Origin of the sequence: Acinetobacter sp. YH12043, assembly GCF_013419915.1 — a bacterium.
Taxonomy (GTDB): Bacteria; Pseudomonadota; Gammaproteobacteria; order Pseudomonadales; family Moraxellaceae; genus Acinetobacter.
The window spans coordinates 51,671-68,055 of the sequence record NZ_VOZD01000003.1 but is presented as its reverse complement, the minus strand read 5'-3'; the positions used below and the strand labels follow the sequence as shown (position 1 = coordinate 68,055).

The following is a 16,385-nucleotide window of genomic DNA, read 5'->3' as shown; positions in this document are numbered from 1 at the left end:
TTATTAACAGCTTTTAGTTTAAAACAACTTATAAAAAATTAATAAAAAATAAAGCACTCCGCTTTAAATATAAAATTTAATATTTTCTTCTATTTAATTATTTAGTTTGATTATTAAACAATTAAAAATATATAAACTTATTCCTTCTTAAATTTATTTTATATTCTTAGTCGATAATAAATAAGCCCGAGAATTTACCATTCAATAAAATAAAACTAATTTTATTGATTTATTGAAAAAATAAAAAAAATACCTATTTGTAGTTTTTTTATACCCAGTATCTACAAAGCTAAGTTGTCAGTGGTGCATTTTTGTGGGATAAGTAAATAAGGTATAGACAATTTGCAGAATTGAAAATCCAGTCTTTTGCCCTGATAAATCATCTACCACGATCACAAACGATATAGACTTTTGGAGAGCCGCTCAGGTGACTAAACAATATCTGACTCATCGTTGTCTGATTGCGCCACCCCATGCAAGTGACGATTTTTTTGCCCATACGGTCATTTATCTGGCTCGTCATGATGAAGATGGTGCTCAAGGGATTATTATTAACCGCCCTGCTGGCATTCAAATTAAAGAATTGCTGAATGATCTGGACATTGAGGCGGATAATGTCAATCCCCATGAAGTGTTGCAAGGTGGACCTTTGCGACCAGAGGCCGGTTTTGTCCTGCATACCGGTCAGCCGACCTGGCATTCTTCTATTGCTGTGGGTGAAAATGTTTGTATTACCACATCTAAAGATATTCTGGATGCGATTGCGCATAATGAAGGCGTAGGCCGCTATCAGATCGCCTTGGGTTATGCGAGCTGGGGCAAACATCAGCTTGAAGAAGAGATTGCCCGGGGTGACTGGCTGATCTGTGAATCCGATATGGACCTGATTTTTAACTTACCTTATAACGACCGCTGGGATGCTGCCTATAAAAAAATGGGCGTAGACCGAACCTGGTTATCTTCCGAGATTGGACATGCCTGATGTAAACGCGCCAAACACCATTATGGCGTTTGATTTTGGTACACAGAAAATGGGAATGGCAGTCGGCCAATCCCTGATTGAAAGTGCCAATCCCCTCCCTTTATTTCCCATGAAAGATGGGATCCCGAACTGGGATGAGTTACTGAAAATTGTAAAAATTTATCAGCCAGGCTTATTTTTAGTGGGACTTCCACTGAATATGGATGATAGTGAATCTGAACTGTCGACACGGGCACGTAAATTTGCCCGCCGTTTACGTCATCAGACCAATATTGAAACCTTGATGGTGGATGAACGCCTGACCACTCGTGAAGCACGGGATGAACTGGATCATTATCAGGCTCAAGGTCGCGGCAAAAAATTGTCTGCGGACAGTATTGCTGCTGCCCTCTTGATTGAAAGCTGGTATAGGCATCCGGCTGGACTGCAACCCTAAATTTCTTTTAAATATAAGCAATAGCATCTTTCGAGATGCTATTTTTTTTGAATTGAAGAATCTCTTTTTTAGTTCATTGGGGTACTTTTAATCTAAAAACAATAGAGTGCCTTCATCAATCATTTTTTAATTATTCAACAATGAGCAAAGAAACTCCCTTATCCTAATTTCTCCCTGAGAGAAAGAACTTTAAATACGAATGGACTAATATTTTTTATTTTATGAAGAGATTTAACTAAGGAAAAAAATAACGAAAGGTCAGGTTAATTCTAGGTTCTAAAACCCGAGTCGTTTTCCGGATACAATGTTTCCAGTAGTGTTGAGTCTGTCCACGCATCACAATCAACTGTCCACTTTGTAAAAGCAGATCTACTGTTTTATTTTCCGTTTTATGTTTAAAACTCATCTTGCGGGTTGCACCCAGACTGAGGGATGCAATCACATTTTCTTGAGATGTTCCTTGATATAGAGCAGCTTCATCATCACTATGCCAGCCCAGACCTTGCGAACCATCTTCATATAAATTGGCCAGGCAGGAATTAAAGGAATGGCCCACCAATTTTTCAATATGCTGCTTTAACCGAAATAGCCCCGGTGTCCAGATATGAGCTTGTTTGAAACTTCCGGAATAATGATATTGATAGTGTTCATCACCATACCAGACGACTTTTCGCCCAGTAATATAATGCTTACCAAATAAAGTGACTTCATCCGCTTGCCAGGCCAGATGAGCTAGAAAATGCTGTAAATATTGCTGGCTCTGCTGCTCATTTAAAATCTGGCCATAATCCTCTACCACCCCATCAAAGGGTAATAAATTCATTTGAGGTTCTGGCGCAAACAAGTCCAAAGTCATTTAAAATTAGTCTAAAATTTACGATATCTTGCTGAAAAGATTGAGACTTGACTGGAAAAATTACAATCCAATTTCACAAATAAATACAACATTTACTCTTGTGAGTACCTCTATTCCTGCCTAGACTAAATTCAACTTTGACAATAAAAATAATTGCTTATGAATTTATGGCAGCTGTTTTTAAAACTTCGTCCCTTTGTCAGCCCTTATCGGCTCCTGGTGATCGCGACCCTCATTCTGACCCTGATCGGTTCCTTCACTGCCCAGGTCAATGCACTAACCCTGCAATATGCGGTCGATAACATCAATGCACTGCTGGAACAAGGACAGGGACTGGATGAAGGCTGGCATATTCTGATCACTATCTCTGCCATTTTACTCGGTAAGGAAGTGGTGAATGCACTGGTACAGTTTGGACAGAAGTTTTATGGAGAAAAGCTGCGGATTTTTATTTCCCAAGATCTGGCTCAAGGCATTATTGAAAAGTTTTTAAAATACCGGCTGGCATTTTTTAATCAGGATAATAATCAGGCTGGAAAATTACAGACCCGGATTGACCGCGGAATTGGCTCCCTCACCCGATTGGTCCAGATCTTTTTCATTGATATTTTTCCTCTATTCACCAGTGCAATTGTCGCGCTAGGACTGATGTACTATGCCAATTTTTATGTCGGACTGGTTGCCACAGCGATTGTGCCGATCTACTTCTGGCTCACCTATAAACAGGCACAAAAACTCGGTGGATGGCGCCGTAGTCTGAGAGATGGCCGGGAAAAAAAGAGTCAAGGCATTCTCAGCATCATCAATTCAATTACGGTCATCAAATCCTTTAACCGAGAATCGATTGAATCAGACAAGCAACTGAGCTTACAGCGTGAGCTGACCGATAACCAGATGAAAACCCGGCAGACCAGCTTCCTGTTTGATGGCCTAAAAACCTTTATTGAACAGATCGGCATAGTCCTGATTATCATCCTAACTTCCTATTTTGTACTGGATGGCCAGATGAGTATCGGCATGATCATGTACCATGTGCTGCTCTTTAATAACGTCTCTGCCCCGATTCGCTCGTTGCACCGGATTTATGATGAAGTGAATGATGCCATGATCTATTCAGAAAGCTTCTTTAATATTCTGGAAGCGGATGCTGAAATTGAACAGAGTGGCCAGCAAAAACCACCTGTCCAAGGCCGATTTGAGCTAAGTGGCGTGAATTTTTATTATCCGAATGGGCATCATGCTTTAAAAGATATCAATATGGAAATCCGCCCCAATACCATTACCGCACTGGTAGGATTATCGGGAGCCGGAAAATCAACCTTGATCAGTCTGCTAGATAAATTTTATGAACCACAGGAAGGCCAGATCAAGCTGGATGGGATTGATTTAAAAGATTATGACACTCAATATTTACGTGATCATATCGGATTGGTACTACAGAAAAACCATATTTTCCAGGGCACAATTTTTGACAATATCCGTTATGGCAAAACCAATGCCAGTATGGAGGAGGTGATTGCAGCTGCTCAAAAAGCCTCGATTCATGAACAGATTTTACAGCTACCGGATAGCTATGATTCCGATGCCCTGCAACTGTCCGGCGGTCAGCAACAGCGGATTGCCATCGCACGGATGTTCCTGAAAAACCCGCCGATTATTTTTCTGGACGAGCCGACGGCGAGTCTGGATGCCATTGCGACAGAACAGATCAAACAAAGTCTGGATCAGATCAAGCAAGGCCGTACCGTGATTATTATTTCGCATAGCCTGTCTCAAATTATTGATGCAGACTATACCTATGTGATGAAAGAAGGTTGTATTGCCGAACACGGTGAACATGACGCGCTTTATCATCAGGACGGCGTATATAAGGAAATTTTCGATGCGATGGCCAAGAGCCTGAATATTGAAAAAATTGCCAAGACTTTTGAAGATGATGCAGAGGAAGAAACGCATAGTTAGCTCTTCATTAGACTATCCCTAAAAAATAAAAGCGGTCTTTAAAGACCGCTTAAAATCAAGATTCATCGTCCAGTATTAAAACCGCATAATCCATTCACCCCTGATATAACGATAATCGTAATTCGGACCATAGAACGAAGCACTGCGGTTATATCCGGCATTCATCCGCAGAAATTGCGAGCCACGAACAGGACTTTGTAGGTTAAGTTCGAATAGCCGGGTAGACTGGCTCGGATCCTGATTAATTTTTTCTCGACCCAAGCCTGCAGTTAAGCCTGCAGACCAGCCAGCGAAGCGCTGACGCCAACCAAGAGCGAGCATCGATTCTTGATAATCTTCTGGGTTGAAGTACTCTCTACCCACATTAAAATACTAGGATGTTTAATGAATGCCTCAATCATGCCACGAGCCCAACGCTGACGCTGTTTAACAAACACTTTAAGCGTCGTCGGTGCATTGGTAAACAGGCAGGCATCCTCACAATGGCCAATCCGATAACCTGCATTTAACAAGGCCCAGGTCAGTACAATATCTTCACCTACACATTCAGGCCAGCCGCCGACTTCAATCAGGGCATTACGGTCATAAATAGAGAAAGCACCTTGCGCTACCAGAGTTCCCTGATAAAGAGATTGCAGGCGTTTGGTTGCCGAGATACCCAGAAAATAATCCCATTCCTGAGTTTTGGTCAGCAGATTGGTACGCGAATTACGTACCAGAATTTTACCTGCAACCGCACGTGTATTTGGAGGATCTGCCACATAGCGCTCAACAATATTAATCAGAGCAATACGATGGAGATAAGAATCCGCATCGACGGTAATCACCAGATCATGTTCGGCAAGTTTCAGGCCTTCATTTAAGGCATGCGCCTTCCCTGCATTTTGCTTTAAATCCAGTAAAGTCAGCTAGGGAAATCTTGATTCTGCTTTGCGAACAATCTCTGCGGTTTCATCCTGAGAGCCATCATTGATCACAATAACCTGTAATTTTCCCGGATATTTTTGCTGGTTAATACTGACCAAAGTGTCTTCAATTGACGCGGCTTCATTGTAGGCAGCCACCAACATGGTAATCCCTGGATAAACTGCTAATGGCTGGCGTTTAGGGCGTCTGTCCATCATCAGGCTTAATGCCGCAAATGAGTTCATAAATCCTGGAATAATGGCAATACCATAAATCAGGAAAATAGCCCAAAAATAACCGATATAGCTGCTCAAATCATGCATCCAGTCCTGGGCAATCCAGATAGAAAATACGGTCCAAAAACACGCACCCATTAACGCGATCACAAACTTTAACTGCACAGAAAAGTAAATTCGGGAAGCTTCTCTTTGACTTTCATCAATGATCATGAATTTTCTCTTAAATATATAATTTCACTGAGTAAATTAATGCAGGGTTAGGTTTAGACCAGAAGTATGTGACTGATAACAAAAGAGCTTCGTTTTTCTTTCTTATCTATAGGTTTGATGAGCACATGAAAAAATCTTTTCACTTTCTGAAAATAATTCCATTTTCATAAATCAACCCGCATTTTGCTAAATTATATACAACTTTTGTATGTTTTTTGATAAATAGTTCACATTTCTTTTAATTAAATTTATAACGATTATTAGTAATTGTTATTTATGTGATTTTTCTCATAGTAATATTAAGGAACGCCTATCCTGTCTAGCTTTCACAATATCAAGAATATATTTTTGAAATAAAAAAAGCCTGCACAATGCAGGCTTTTTATCATTATTTAGGTTTGCTTAACGCTGAAATTTTTGCTCAATTTCTTCGACACTGCTATGCCGTACATCCAGGCCCTTGACCATATAAATGACCTGTTCCGAAATATTACGTGCATGGTCTCCAATGCGTTCCAGTGAGCGTAGCACCCAAAGCACATTGATCACTCGGCTAATATGCCGTGGATCTTCAATCATATAAGTCATTAAGGTACGGGTAGCGGACTGATATTCCCGGTCAATATCGGCATCGGCCTGCATCACGCGCAGCGCTTGGTCTATATCCAGACGAGCAAAGGCATCCAATGCATCATGAATCATCACTCGAACCTGGTTACCAATATGTCGGGTTTCCATATAACCGCGTGGTGAACCACCCTCTTCACACAAAGTCTGGGCAATACGGGCAATTTTCGATGCTTCATCTCCAATCCGTTCCAGATCGGTATTGGCCTTGGACATGGCAAGCACCATGCGCAGATCAATAGCAGCAGGATGACGGCGAGCCAAAATCAGGGTGAGTGCCTCATCAATTTCACCTTCCAGGCGGTTCACAATATTGTCCTGAAACTGCACATCGACCGCCATGGCAGCATCTGTATCCAGCAGCGCATGAATGGCATTGGCTACCTGCTGTTCTACCATGCCACCCATGGTCATGAACTTGGTATTTACATCCTGCAATTCTTCATTAAATTGCGAAGAAATGTGATGACTAAGTACAGGATTATTGGGACTCAAGGAAATCTACTCCTGAACAGGAAAAGGCAAGAACACTTCATGAAATATCATTAAAGCATGACCATCATGAAAGTTTGATGACAACTTGTTAGCCTTTTTTAAGAGCGGTCATATTCAATGAGCCAGGCATTCATCTCTGCCAGTTCCTTTTCTGTCAATTGTCCTACCGAAGCCTGTAATTGTAGTACATGCAGCAAATAATCATATTTGGCATTCAGATAATCGGTCTTGGCAGAGAAAGCATTGCGCTGGGCCAGTAATACATCCACCATGGTTTTTAAACCTTCCTGATATTGAGCTCTGGAAGCTTGAGAAACGATATCTGAAGACTGCATCGCTGCTTTACGTGCATTCAGCTTGGCCTCATCCGTTTCTACCTGCAGATAAGACTGTTTGACATCGGTGTTGGCTTTGCGAATGGCAGCATCCAGTTGGGCTTCACTTCGCTGCACATTTACGCCGGCCTGACGAATACTTTTTTGGGTTCGGCCCCCGGTAAACAAGTTCCAGTTAACTTCGACACCAATCTGGTCAAAATCCCCATTGGTTGATAACACTGTTTCAGGGGTCTGCTTCAAATAGCCATAGGTTCCAACGGCTTCAACCTGAGGATAGAGAGCAGCCTGCTCCACCCGTTTGGCATCTTCAGAATAGCGTTTCTGCAAACGGGCCTGTAGAATTTCCAGATTCTGGTTTTGTGCCAGTTCGGTCCAGGAACCGATATTACTCGGAACAGGTTTCTGGAACTGGAAATCCTCACGCAGAACCGCCAGATTTTCCTGATAAGGTCCAATCAGCTGTGCCAACTGTTCCTGAGCTAGAACCAACTGCACCTGTGTAGAAATTCGGTTGGCCTGAGCACTCTGATATTGGGCATTGGCTTCACTGACATCACTTCTCGCCACGAGCCCTTCTCGAAGTTTGGCATTCATCATCCTTAACTGTTCTGATAAAGCCTGCTCTTCCTGTAAATAAGCTGTGGTTAAAGACTGCTGACGTAAAACATTAAAATAGGCTTCTGCCACCTGCAAAATATGCTGCTGCTTTTGCAGACGTAAATTAACTTCACTGAGTTCTACGGAGGTTTTGACCTGCTTATAACCCTGCCAGGCATCCCAGCGGAATAAAGGCTGACGTGCAGTGACTGCAATCTGACGCGTGGTCGTACTCGAACCTTGTAGTTCCCCAAATTCGGCAGGCAAACCTTCTATCGATGAATTATCAGCAGACTGGTTTTTACGGGTTACATTTCCAGATAAAGTCACAGTCGGCAATAAATTTCCGCTGGCAATGCCCAGATTGAGCTGGTCCGACTGGTATTGCAACAGATTCGCCTGCCAGTTCGGATCATTCTGCTGGGCACGCTGATAAGCTTCAAGCAGATCCAGTGCAAACAGTGTCGGACTGACACCCAATAAACAGGCACTGACGATGAGTTTTAATTTCATTTTATAGTTTTCACCCCTACAGCCATTTCAATCATCAGATTAAGGCGCTTTAAACCCAGCAATACTAAAGATTTCTTTTGATTTTTTACGTATGACTTTTATTAATTTTCTCTTATAGATCCACGATTTTATTCAATATTCCTCCTATTTTCCCCTTCCTGCATCCTAGCTTAACAAAGCCATTCACAATACTACACATAGAACTTGAATTAGATCTATACAATATAGCTCCCAGTAAGGCAGTTATTTCTGATTTCATCTATATAGAGTCCTGAAGCATAGTGTTAACGCGAATTCATTCGATATTCAAAGTTTGTTTTGTTTTCAGTAGCTTGCTGTTCGTAGGCGGATGCCAGCAATCCTCAGAACCGCAAGTTGAAATGGAACAGGCCGAGGTTAAAACCGTTCAATCTCCCGCGAACGATTTCACCCTCATGTGTGAAAATATTGAAAAAAACATGTCCCAGATTAATGAACAGCGCACCACTTTTGCACTGGAACAGATTAATCAGGACCTTAAAGTGTGTCTGCCGCTCATGGAACTGGCCGAGCAGAAACACCTGATGCAGCGTTCCACAGAAATGTATCAACGCTTCCTGCATGTGGAACGTACCGAATTTCAGCAACGTGCTTTCGAGCAATATGCCTTAGATATGGCTCAGCATCCTACTATTCAGCAAAGCCACTTTGAACAGTTGACCACACGCGACCAGTATTTATTGAAGCATAAAGGTCAGGCCTATGTAGAACTGCTGGATCAGGGCAATGGCACGCTACAATATCGTCGTAGTCCGGAATATCTGGTACGTATCTTTGCGCCGTATTTACCAGCTGCCGAAAAGGTATTTATTGAAAATCTGGCTGAGCAGAATATGGAACCGGTCTTGGTCGAAAAACGCTTACAGCTTGAAGCTGCCAATATTGCCGCTCGCGCTTTATTCTGGGAAGATTATCTGCAAACTTATCCGAAAAGTAGCTATCAGCGCGATGCCGAATACCTGCTGAAACAATATACTTATTTCCTGTTCAGAGGCAGCGAGCAATCGCCAATCTCTGAGGATTATCGTGACCGTTATTCAGTAGAAACCAGCCATCTGGAAACTATTATTGGTCTAGCGCGTGGTCAGAAATCCAAGTTATCGACACAGGCGCAATTATTTTTAGAGTTTCTGGACATGAATCCTGAACAGCGTCAGCGTGCCTTAGCTGCGGAATATCGTGACCGTTCCAGCACTGAACAGATTTTATATTATGCTCAAGTCACCCCACCCTCACAGAACTATGGTAAAGACTGTTTTAAGGATGCGATCTGTCTTTAAAACAATCTTTTCTTAAAAATCGATGAGATAGCCGAAAATCAGCAACTCCTCCCAATTTAAAGCTACTTTTTAAATACCAACTAAGCTAAGATTTAGCCTCGCTTGACGGAGCGCGAGTAATAACTCGCTGAGATCACTTAAATCAGCCTTTTCGGCCATTTGATAGTGAGTACCGTTGAACCTGATCAGGTTAATACCTGCGTAGGAATCAAGCCATCTAAAAACGACTACCCTTGTTTTATCTACTCCCAGATAATTCTGTCCACGTTTTTGGTCGTGCTTGATTCGTTGATGTCATTCATAAGGATCATTGCAATGAGCCAGTTAACGAATCTTTCTTCTGAAACTCCCCTTACTCCACACGAGCAGGAAGCGCGCGATCTGACCCGCATTCTGCCGGCTTCCCGTAAAGTTTATCTACAAGGCTCACGTCCTGATATTCAGGTGCCGATGCGGGAAATTTCTCTCAGCGAAACTCCGACTGGTCTGGGTGGTGAATATAATGCACCGCTAATGGTCTATGACACTTCAGGAGTTTATACCGATCCAAACGTTGAGATTGATCTGAATAAAGGCCTGCCAAATCTGCGTGAAGGCTGGATTGAACAGCGTAATGACACAGAAATGCTGGATGATTTAAGTTCTGAGTTTGGTCGCCAACGTCTGCGCGATATCCGTACTGCCAATATCCGCTTTGCCCATATCCAGAAACCACGCCGGGCTAAACTTGGCCAGAATGTGACCCAGATGCACTATGCCAAACAGGGCATTATTACGCCGGAAATGGAATATATCGCGATTCGGGAAAACTTGCGTCAGCTGGAAGGGACCGATATGCGCCAGCATCCGGGACAGAATTTTGGTGCCAAAAATTTACAGAAAATCACCCCTGAATTTGTACGCCAGGAAGTCGCTGCAGGCCGTGCCATTATTCCTGCCAATATTAATCACCCTGAGCTGGAACCGATGATCATTGGTCGTAATTTCCTAGTGAAAATTAATGCCAATATCGGGAACTCTGCGCTGGGTTCAAGTATTGAAGAAGAAGTGTCAAAAATGACCTGGGCAACCCGCTGGGGTGCCGATACGATTATGGATCTGTCGACTGGTCAGAATATTCATGAAACCCGTGAATGGATTATCCGTAACTCTCCAGTGCCAATCGGTACCGTACCAATTTATCAGGCACTAGAAAAAGTCAACGGTGTAGCTGAAGACCTGACCTGGGAAATCTTTAAAGATACCTTGATTGAACAGGCTGAACAGGGCGTGGATTACTTCACGATTCATGCCGGTGTGTTACTTCGTTATGTACCACTGACCGCGAATCGTTTGACTGGCATCGTATCGCGTGGTGGTTCGATCATGGCACAGTGGTGTCTGGCACATCATCAGGAAAACTTCCTCTATACTCATTTCGATGAAATTTGTGAAATCATGAAAGCCTATGATGTGTCTTTCAGCCTTGGGGATGGCTTACGTCCGGGCTGTATTCAGGATGCCAATGACGAAGCGCAATTTGCCGAGCTACGGACTTTAGGTGAACTAACGCATCGTGCCTGGGAACATGATGTACAGGTGATGATCGAAGGTCCTGGCCATGTACCGATGCATATGATTAAGGAAAATATGGATCTGCAGCTGGAAGTCTGTAAGGAAGCGCCTTTTTATACTCTTGGGCCGTTAACCACAGATATCGCACCGGGTTATGACCATATTACCTCGGCCATTGGTGCCGCGATGATTGGCTGGTACGGTACGGCAATGCTTTGCTACGTGACACCGAAAGAACATTTAGGCTTGCCGAACAAGAAAGATGTCAAAGATGGCATCATTACCTACAAGATTGCTGCACATGCTGCTGATCTGGCCAAAGGCCATCCGGGAGCACAAGCGCGTGACAATGCCCTGTCCAAAGCCCGCTTTGAATTCCGTTGGGAAGATCAGTTTAACTTGAGTCTAGATCCGGACACAGCACGCAGCATGCATGATGAAACCATGCCCAAAGCGGCACATAAATCGGCTCACTTCTGCTCAATGTGCGGACCAAAGTTCTGTTCAATGAAAATCACCCAGAATGTGCGGGATTATGCCAGCCAGTTATCTGCTGATGAAACCCCGGCTGTAACGCAGGCAGAGATTGAAGCCGGCCTCAACCAGATGAAAAACGATTTCCACAGCTCTGGTCAAAAATTGTACCACAAGGTGTAAAACCGTAAAAAAAACAGTTGTTTTCATAAAAATCTCAGATAGGATGAAAAAAATAAGTTATTTCATCCTTTTCTGAGTTATGAATATTATTAAACAAGCCTCTTATAATAAAAAAGATTTTAGGATAGAGGCCCGTGAGTTTTTATATCGGGGATTTATTCAGGTGGAAAAAGTCACGTTAAGTCATCGTGTCTTCCATCAGGAATCTTATACACCTGCATTGCAGCGTGAGCTCATCCATCGTCCTGAAGCCGCTGGGGTACTGCTGTATAACGATCAACAGCAAAAATTCGGCTTGATTGAACAGTTCCGTATTGGCGGGCTGGATGATCAGGATACGCCATGGCAACTAGAAGTCATTGCCGGTGTACTGGATGGCGATGAAACGCCTGAGACCTGTATTCGCCGCGAAGCTTTCGAAGAGTCAGGCTGCACTGTTGATTCCTTACAGCATCTTTTCAGTTTCTACCCTTCTGCCGGTGCCTGCTCGGAACTGTTTCATCTTTATGTCGCCCAGACTGAACTGCCTGAAAAAGGCGGTATTTTTGGTATGCCGGATGAAGGGGAAAATATCCAGCTGCACATTCTGGATTATGCCGATATTCCGACCTTGCTGAGTAATGGTCGCCTTAGAAATGCACCTGTGATTATGGCCTTACAATGGCTACAACAACATCAACAGGCTGTCCCGTCAGGTTTAAGGGGGCAGACATGACATCGGAAAAATTCAATCCTGCATCGACACAAGAATGGACCATTATCCAGATTTCTGACACCCATTTGATGGATCAGCCCAATCTGGAATTCGCGAATATGAATCCCGAGCAGAGCTTCCATGAAGTCATGCAGCATATTCAGCACAATTTTCCAGAAATGGATGCACTCGTACATACGGGTGATCTGGCACAGGTGCCGGTCGCAGAAACCTATACACGTTATTTAAAATATATCCAGTCTTGCCAGGTGCCCTATTACCAGATTCCGGGCAATCATGATGACATCAAGGTCTTTCCTTTTTATCAGGATCGAGATCAGGCTCATGCGATTCATTTTGGCAACTGGACCCTGATTTTACTAAATAGTGCAGTCCAGGATCGGATAGATGGTTGGGTAGAGCAGGCTCAACTGGAACAGCTAGACCAATTATTGCTTGAATATCGTAATCAGCATGTGGTTGTGGCTTGCCATCATCATCCTTTTGCGATGAAGTCGCACTGGATTGACCAGCACCGGCTAAAGAATGCCGAAGATCTAAAAGATGTACTGGCCCGGCACCAGAATGTGAAGCTGGTTCTGTTTGGTCATGTGCATCAGGATTCCTGCAATGAATGGCACGGTATCCAGTTTTTATCGACGCCATCGACCAGCGTACAGTTCAAACCCAAGAGTGATGAATTCGCGCTAGACCAGGCGGCACCTGGCTATCGTGTATTACATTTGAAACAAAATGGGGAGTTCGATACACATATCGAACGTGTGACCTTAAGCCAGCAAAATATTAATACCGAAATTTCAGGTTATTAACTTTGCATTTTATTTTTTTTGAATTACTTTATTGCAACCAAAGGAAATGTGATATCTATAATCCAGACATCAAAGACTATCAAAAAGCATAAAAAGTCTATATGATGACGACCCCCGTAGGAGGATAATCTTTCTACAGGGTGGATAAAAATTGCATATCACCATATTTTTTGCGTATTAACATACGCATATGATGAGGAATGCCCTAAATGGCGAATGACAACCAAAATCAAGTCTTAGACGAACAAACTGATGTTGTAGAAGAAAAACCTACAAAACGTGTGCGCAAATCTAAGCCGAAAACGACTGAGGGTGGTTCTACTGCTAGCTTATTTGGTATTGAACCTTATCAACCTAAAAAAAATGAAGAATACATGTCTGAAGGGCAGCTTGAACACTTCCGCCAAATCTTGATGGCATGGAAAGCTGAACTGATGTCAGAAGTTGATCGTACTTTAAATACGATGCAAGACGAAAACACTGCACTCCCTGATGTAAACGACCGTGCGACTCAGGAAGAAGAATTTGCCATCGAACTTCGTACTCGTGACCGTGAACGTAAACTGATCCGCAAAATCGAGCAATCTATCGAAGCGATTAAAAACGATGACTACGGTTTCTGTGAAACTTGTGGTATCGAAATTGGTCTGCGCCGTCTAGAAGCACGTCCAACTGCAACTTTATGTATCGACTGCAAAACTTTGGCAGAGATCAAAGAGAAGCAAAATAACGGTTAAGCATGTCTTTAAGTAATCCCTCCCTGACCCTCCCTTTATCAAAGGGAGGGAAAGCTGAAGAGAATTACGTGGGCCGGTTCGCGCCATCGCCAACCGGCCCTTTGCATTTTGGTTCACTCATTACCGCAGTCGCTAGCTACTGTGATGCCAAAGCCCATCAGGGGCGCTGGCTAGTCCGCATTGAAGATACCGACATCCCGCGAATTTATCCCGGCAGCGAAGAACATATTTTGCGTGCCATGGATGCTTTTGAATTCGAGCCAGATGGAGAAATCATTTACCAGAAAGACCGTCTGGATATTTACGAAAATGTGATCCAACAACTGCGTCAGCAGGGTCTGGTCTATGCCTGCCAATGTACCCGCAAAATGCTGGGTTCTAATCATATTTATCAGGACACCTGTCGTGACTTAGGTTTGTCTTTTGAACATCAGGCGATTCGGGTCAAGGTTGAAGATGTTGAAATCTGTTTTGAAGACCGTCTGCAAGGCCGACACTGCTCACAACTGAAAAAGGAGTTGGGTGACTTTGTACTGAAACGTCGTGATAGCATTATAAATTATCAGCTGGCAGTCGTAGTCGATGACTATCTGCAAGGCATGACCCATGTAGTCCGTGGCGCAGACCTTTTGGACAACACTGAACGTCAGATTTACCTAGGTCAATTGTTGGGTTATCCGCGTTTAAGCTATATGCATTTACCACTGGCAATGAATGATCAGGGCCAGAAACTGTCCAAGCAAAATCTGGCGCAAGCACTGGATCTTGATCAAGCTCCCCTGCTCTTGCAACAGGCACTTCAAGCCCTCTGTCAGGCGCCCGTAGAACTGGATCGCCCTGCTCGTATGCTCGAACAAGCCGTCGCACAATGGGATATCTCCCGAATCCCGCATACAACTGAGCTACAAGGTCACTATTTATAAAAACGGGTTTTCACTTAAGCTAAAAGCAATAACACAGGCGAGTGAGGGTCATAAAAATGTTTTTTATTTTTGGTGTAGGACCGAAAACCAAGGTCATTGAGAAAAGTCAGTTTCTTTGTCCAGTCTGCCGAACCCGTTCTGGGTATGAACTCAAACAGCAGCGTAATTATTTTTCTTTATTTTTTATTCCGCTAGTTCCACTTTCTAAGGCAAAAAGTACTTTTGTGCGTTGCCTGAACTGTGGAACTGTCATGCCGAGCACAGTGCTTAACCATGCTCAGCCCGATCCACAGCGTCCGTCTAATCTAGAAGCTTGATTCTTCCCGACTTGGATTAACTTGTTGAGTAGTTGAGTCAATTTTCAGAATCAAACTGATCATCACTGCACAGACAATGAGTGATGAACCACCATAACTAATAAATGGCAGGGTCAAACCTTTGGTTGGCAATAGACCCATATTCATCCCGGCGTTTACCAGAATCTGTAACAGGAAAATGATACTGATCCCATAAGCCAGATAACCTGCGCGCAAGTATTGATGCTGCAAGGCACGATGTCCAATCCGGATACAGCAAACCATCACGGTAAAGGACAGAATCAGAATGGTAGAAATACCCAAGAAACCAAATTCTTCCCCTAAGATCGCCAACATAAAGTCAGTATGCGCTTCCGGCAGATATGACATTTTCTGGATACTATGGCCTAGCCCTACTCCGGTCCATTCACCACGACCAAACGCCATCAAGGCATTAGAAAGCTGATAACCGGTACCGAGCGGATCTTCCCAAGGATTCGAGAAAGACAATAAACGTTGTAAACGATAAGGTTCCAGAGCAATCGCAGCAGCAAATGCACCCAATAAAGTAATAAAAGCGACACCGAACTGAATCCAGGGTGCACCAGCCAGGAAGAATACACCGAGCATGGTCAGGGTGATTACCACTGTTGCCCCTAAGTCAGGCTCAAGAATAATCAGGCCAACGGTTGCACCCATGATGGCACTTAATCGTACCAAGCCTTTGATATTATTACGAACCTCTTCAGCACGACGGACTACATAGTCAGCGGTAAAAATCGCCATCATGACCTTAGCGACTTCGGAAGCCTGCAAGGTAAAACCGGCTACCCGAATCCAGCGCTTGGAGCCGTTTACTTCAGTCCCGACAAAGAGTACGGCGACCAGCAAAACAATGGTAATAATCCATAAAAAGAAAGTGTTATTGAACCAGACTTTTAATGGAACTTTATAGGCTAAAAAGGCTGCACCCGCCGCAACCAGAATCGAGATCGCATGTCGGGTCACATAATGGAAAGCATTCTCATGCATCCGTTCCGCATAAGGCATCGAAGCCGATGCCACCATGATCGAACCGATGCACAGCAAAGCCAGCACACAAAAAATCAGCACATTACGCGGATTAACTTCAGCGGGTAACTTAGGTACCCACTGCTGATAAAATTGATTAATTTTATTGATCGCAGTCTGAGCAAACTCAGCCATATCACGAA

General features: G+C 43.5%; 15 protein-coding genes, 1 pseudogene and 1 riboswitch. Of the genes and pseudogenes, 10 read left to right on the top strand and 6 right to left on the bottom strand.

Annotated features, from left to right (window positions below; genetic code table 11):
- Window positions 1-427: 427 nt before the first annotated feature.
- Together FTU01_RS02260 and ruvX are read left to right on the top strand one after the other, a co-directional pair.
- On the top strand, window positions 428-982 hold the full coding sequence (locus FTU01_RS02260; RefSeq protein ID WP_004787233.1) for a YqgE/AlgH family protein: 555 nt from the start codon (window positions 428-430) through the stop codon (window positions 980-982).
- On the top strand, window positions 975-1,418 hold the full coding sequence (ruvX, locus tag FTU01_RS02255; RefSeq protein ID WP_180031547.1) for a Holliday junction resolvase RuvX: 444 nt from the start codon (window positions 975-977) through the stop codon (window positions 1,416-1,418). The genes FTU01_RS02260 and ruvX overlap by 8 nt, the downstream gene beginning before the upstream one ends.
- Window positions 1,419-1,653: 235 nt before the next feature.
- On the opposite strand, the gene FTU01_RS02250 is transcribed toward ruvX, so the two are convergent.
- A complete protein-coding gene (locus FTU01_RS02250) occupies window positions 1,654-2,274 on the bottom strand; it encodes an alpha-ketoglutarate-dependent dioxygenase AlkB (protein ID WP_180031549.1) in 621 nt (206 codons plus the stop codon).
- Between the two features lie 159 nt (window positions 2,275-2,433).
- Between FTU01_RS02250 and FTU01_RS02245 the strand changes: the two genes are divergently transcribed.
- Window positions 2,434-4,236: an ABC transporter ATP-binding protein gene (locus tag FTU01_RS02245; protein ID WP_180138004.1), complete on the top strand. Its 1,803-nt coding sequence runs from the start codon at window positions 2,434-2,436 to the stop codon at window positions 4,234-4,236.
- 75 nt (window positions 4,237-4,311) lie between these two features.
- On the opposite strand, the gene FTU01_RS02240 is transcribed toward FTU01_RS02245, so the two are convergent.
- The 4 genes and pseudogenes from FTU01_RS02240 to FTU01_RS02220 form a co-directional block, all read right to left on the bottom strand.
- Window positions 4,312-4,557 (bottom strand): hypothetical protein, encoded by a 246-nt coding sequence (locus FTU01_RS02240; RefSeq protein ID WP_257233472.1) that lies wholly within the window; start codon window positions 4,555-4,557, stop codon window positions 4,312-4,314.
- Window positions 4,506-5,306 (bottom strand): annotated as a pseudogene (locus tag FTU01_RS02235) (glycosyltransferase family 2 protein). The gene FTU01_RS02240 and the pseudogene FTU01_RS02235 overlap by 52 nt, the downstream one beginning before the upstream one ends.
- A gap of 687 nt (window positions 5,307-5,993) precedes the next feature.
- Complete coding sequence (gene phoU / locus FTU01_RS02225; protein WP_180048013.1) at window positions 5,994-6,713, bottom strand: phosphate signaling complex protein PhoU; 720 nt, start codon at window positions 6,711-6,713, stop codon at window positions 5,994-5,996.
- 98 nt (window positions 6,714-6,811) lie between these two features.
- A complete protein-coding gene (locus FTU01_RS02220; protein ID WP_034705354.1) occupies window positions 6,812-8,161 on the bottom strand; it encodes a TolC family outer membrane protein in 1,350 nt (449 codons plus the stop codon).
- A gap of 281 nt (window positions 8,162-8,442) precedes the next feature.
- Between FTU01_RS02220 and FTU01_RS02215 the strand changes: the two genes are divergently transcribed.
- The 7 genes from FTU01_RS02215 to FTU01_RS02185 all read left to right on the top strand — a co-directional run bounded on the left by FTU01_RS02215 (window position 8,443) and on the right by FTU01_RS02185 (window position 15,192).
- Window positions 8,443-9,480 (top strand): hypothetical protein, encoded by a 1,038-nt coding sequence (locus FTU01_RS02215; protein WP_179992200.1) that lies wholly within the window; start codon window positions 8,443-8,445, stop codon window positions 9,478-9,480.
- Between the two features lie 96 nt (window positions 9,481-9,576).
- A riboswitch (TPP riboswitch) is annotated at window positions 9,577-9,705 on the top strand.
- Between the two features lie 90 nt (window positions 9,706-9,795).
- Entirely contained in the window at window positions 9,796-11,691 is a 1,896-nt protein-coding gene (gene thiC / locus FTU01_RS02210; RefSeq protein ID WP_180138003.1) for a phosphomethylpyrimidine synthase ThiC, read from the top strand.
- Between the two features lie 79 nt (window positions 11,692-11,770).
- Window positions 11,771-12,406, top strand: a complete 636-nt coding sequence (locus FTU01_RS02205; protein ID WP_179992202.1) for an NUDIX domain-containing protein — start codon at window positions 11,771-11,773, stop codon at window positions 12,404-12,406.
- Window positions 12,403-13,215: a 3',5'-cyclic-AMP phosphodiesterase gene (cpdA, locus tag FTU01_RS02200; RefSeq protein WP_180025463.1), complete on the top strand. Its 813-nt coding sequence runs from the start codon at window positions 12,403-12,405 to the stop codon at window positions 13,213-13,215. Before FTU01_RS02205 ends, cpdA begins: the two co-directional genes overlap by 4 nt.
- 209 nt (window positions 13,216-13,424) lie before the next feature.
- Entirely contained in the window at window positions 13,425-13,952 is a 528-nt protein-coding gene (gene dksA, locus FTU01_RS02195) for an RNA polymerase-binding protein DksA (protein WP_004787252.1), read from the top strand.
- Between the two features lie 2 nt (window positions 13,953-13,954).
- Window positions 13,955-14,875: a tRNA glutamyl-Q(34) synthetase GluQRS gene (gene gluQRS, locus FTU01_RS02190; RefSeq protein ID WP_257233471.1), complete on the top strand. Its 921-nt coding sequence runs from the start codon at window positions 13,955-13,957 to the stop codon at window positions 14,873-14,875.
- A 56-nt stretch (window positions 14,876-14,931) separates the two neighbouring features.
- A complete protein-coding gene (locus tag FTU01_RS02185) occupies window positions 14,932-15,192 on the top strand; it encodes a zinc ribbon domain-containing protein (RefSeq protein ID WP_034705366.1) in 261 nt (86 codons plus the stop codon).
- Here the strand turns inward: FTU01_RS02185 and ftsW are convergent.
- Window positions 15,181-16,377: a putative lipid II flippase FtsW gene (gene ftsW, locus FTU01_RS02180; protein ID WP_004787257.1), complete on the bottom strand. Its 1,197-nt coding sequence runs from the start codon at window positions 16,375-16,377 to the stop codon at window positions 15,181-15,183. The genes FTU01_RS02185 and ftsW overlap by 12 nt on opposite strands.
- Window positions 16,378-16,385: the final 8 nt, after the last annotated feature.

What these genes read in the sequence shown, in the direction of transcription:
- FTU01_RS02250 (WP_180031549.1), bottom strand. Translation starts at nt 2,274, where the DNA reads ATGACTTTGGACTTGTTTGCGCCAGAACCTCAAATGAATTTATTACCC.
- gluQRS (WP_257233471.1), top strand. Translation starts at nt 13,955, where the DNA reads ATGTCTTTAAGTAATCCCTCCCTGACCCTCCCTTTATCAAAGGGAGGG.
- ruvX (WP_180031547.1), top strand. Translation starts at nt 975, where the DNA reads ATGCCTGATGTAAACGCGCCAAACACCATTATGGCGTTTGATTTTGGT.
- thiC (WP_180138003.1), top strand. Translation starts at nt 9,796, where the DNA reads ATGAGCCAGTTAACGAATCTTTCTTCTGAAACTCCCCTTACTCCACAC.
- ftsW (WP_004787257.1), bottom strand. Translation starts at nt 16,377, where the DNA reads ATGGCTGAGTTTGCTCAGACTGCGATCAATAAAATTAATCAATTTTAT.
- cpdA (WP_180025463.1), top strand. Translation starts at nt 12,403, where the DNA reads ATGACATCGGAAAAATTCAATCCTGCATCGACACAAGAATGGACCATT.
- FTU01_RS02205 (WP_179992202.1), top strand. Translation starts at nt 11,771, where the DNA reads ATGAATATTATTAAACAAGCCTCTTATAATAAAAAAGATTTTAGGATA.
- FTU01_RS02185 (WP_034705366.1), top strand. Translation starts at nt 14,932, where the DNA reads ATGTTTTTTATTTTTGGTGTAGGACCGAAAACCAAGGTCATTGAGAAA.
- FTU01_RS02220 (WP_034705354.1), bottom strand. Translation starts at nt 8,161, where the DNA reads ATGAAATTAAAACTCATCGTCAGTGCCTGTTTATTGGGTGTCAGTCCG.
- FTU01_RS02245 (WP_180138004.1), top strand. Translation starts at nt 2,434, where the DNA reads ATGAATTTATGGCAGCTGTTTTTAAAACTTCGTCCCTTTGTCAGCCCT.
- FTU01_RS02240 (WP_257233472.1), bottom strand. Translation starts at nt 4,557, where the DNA reads ATGCTCGCTCTTGGTTGGCGTCAGCGCTTCGCTGGCTGGTCTGCAGGC.
- dksA (WP_004787252.1), top strand. Translation starts at nt 13,425, where the DNA reads ATGGCGAATGACAACCAAAATCAAGTCTTAGACGAACAAACTGATGTT.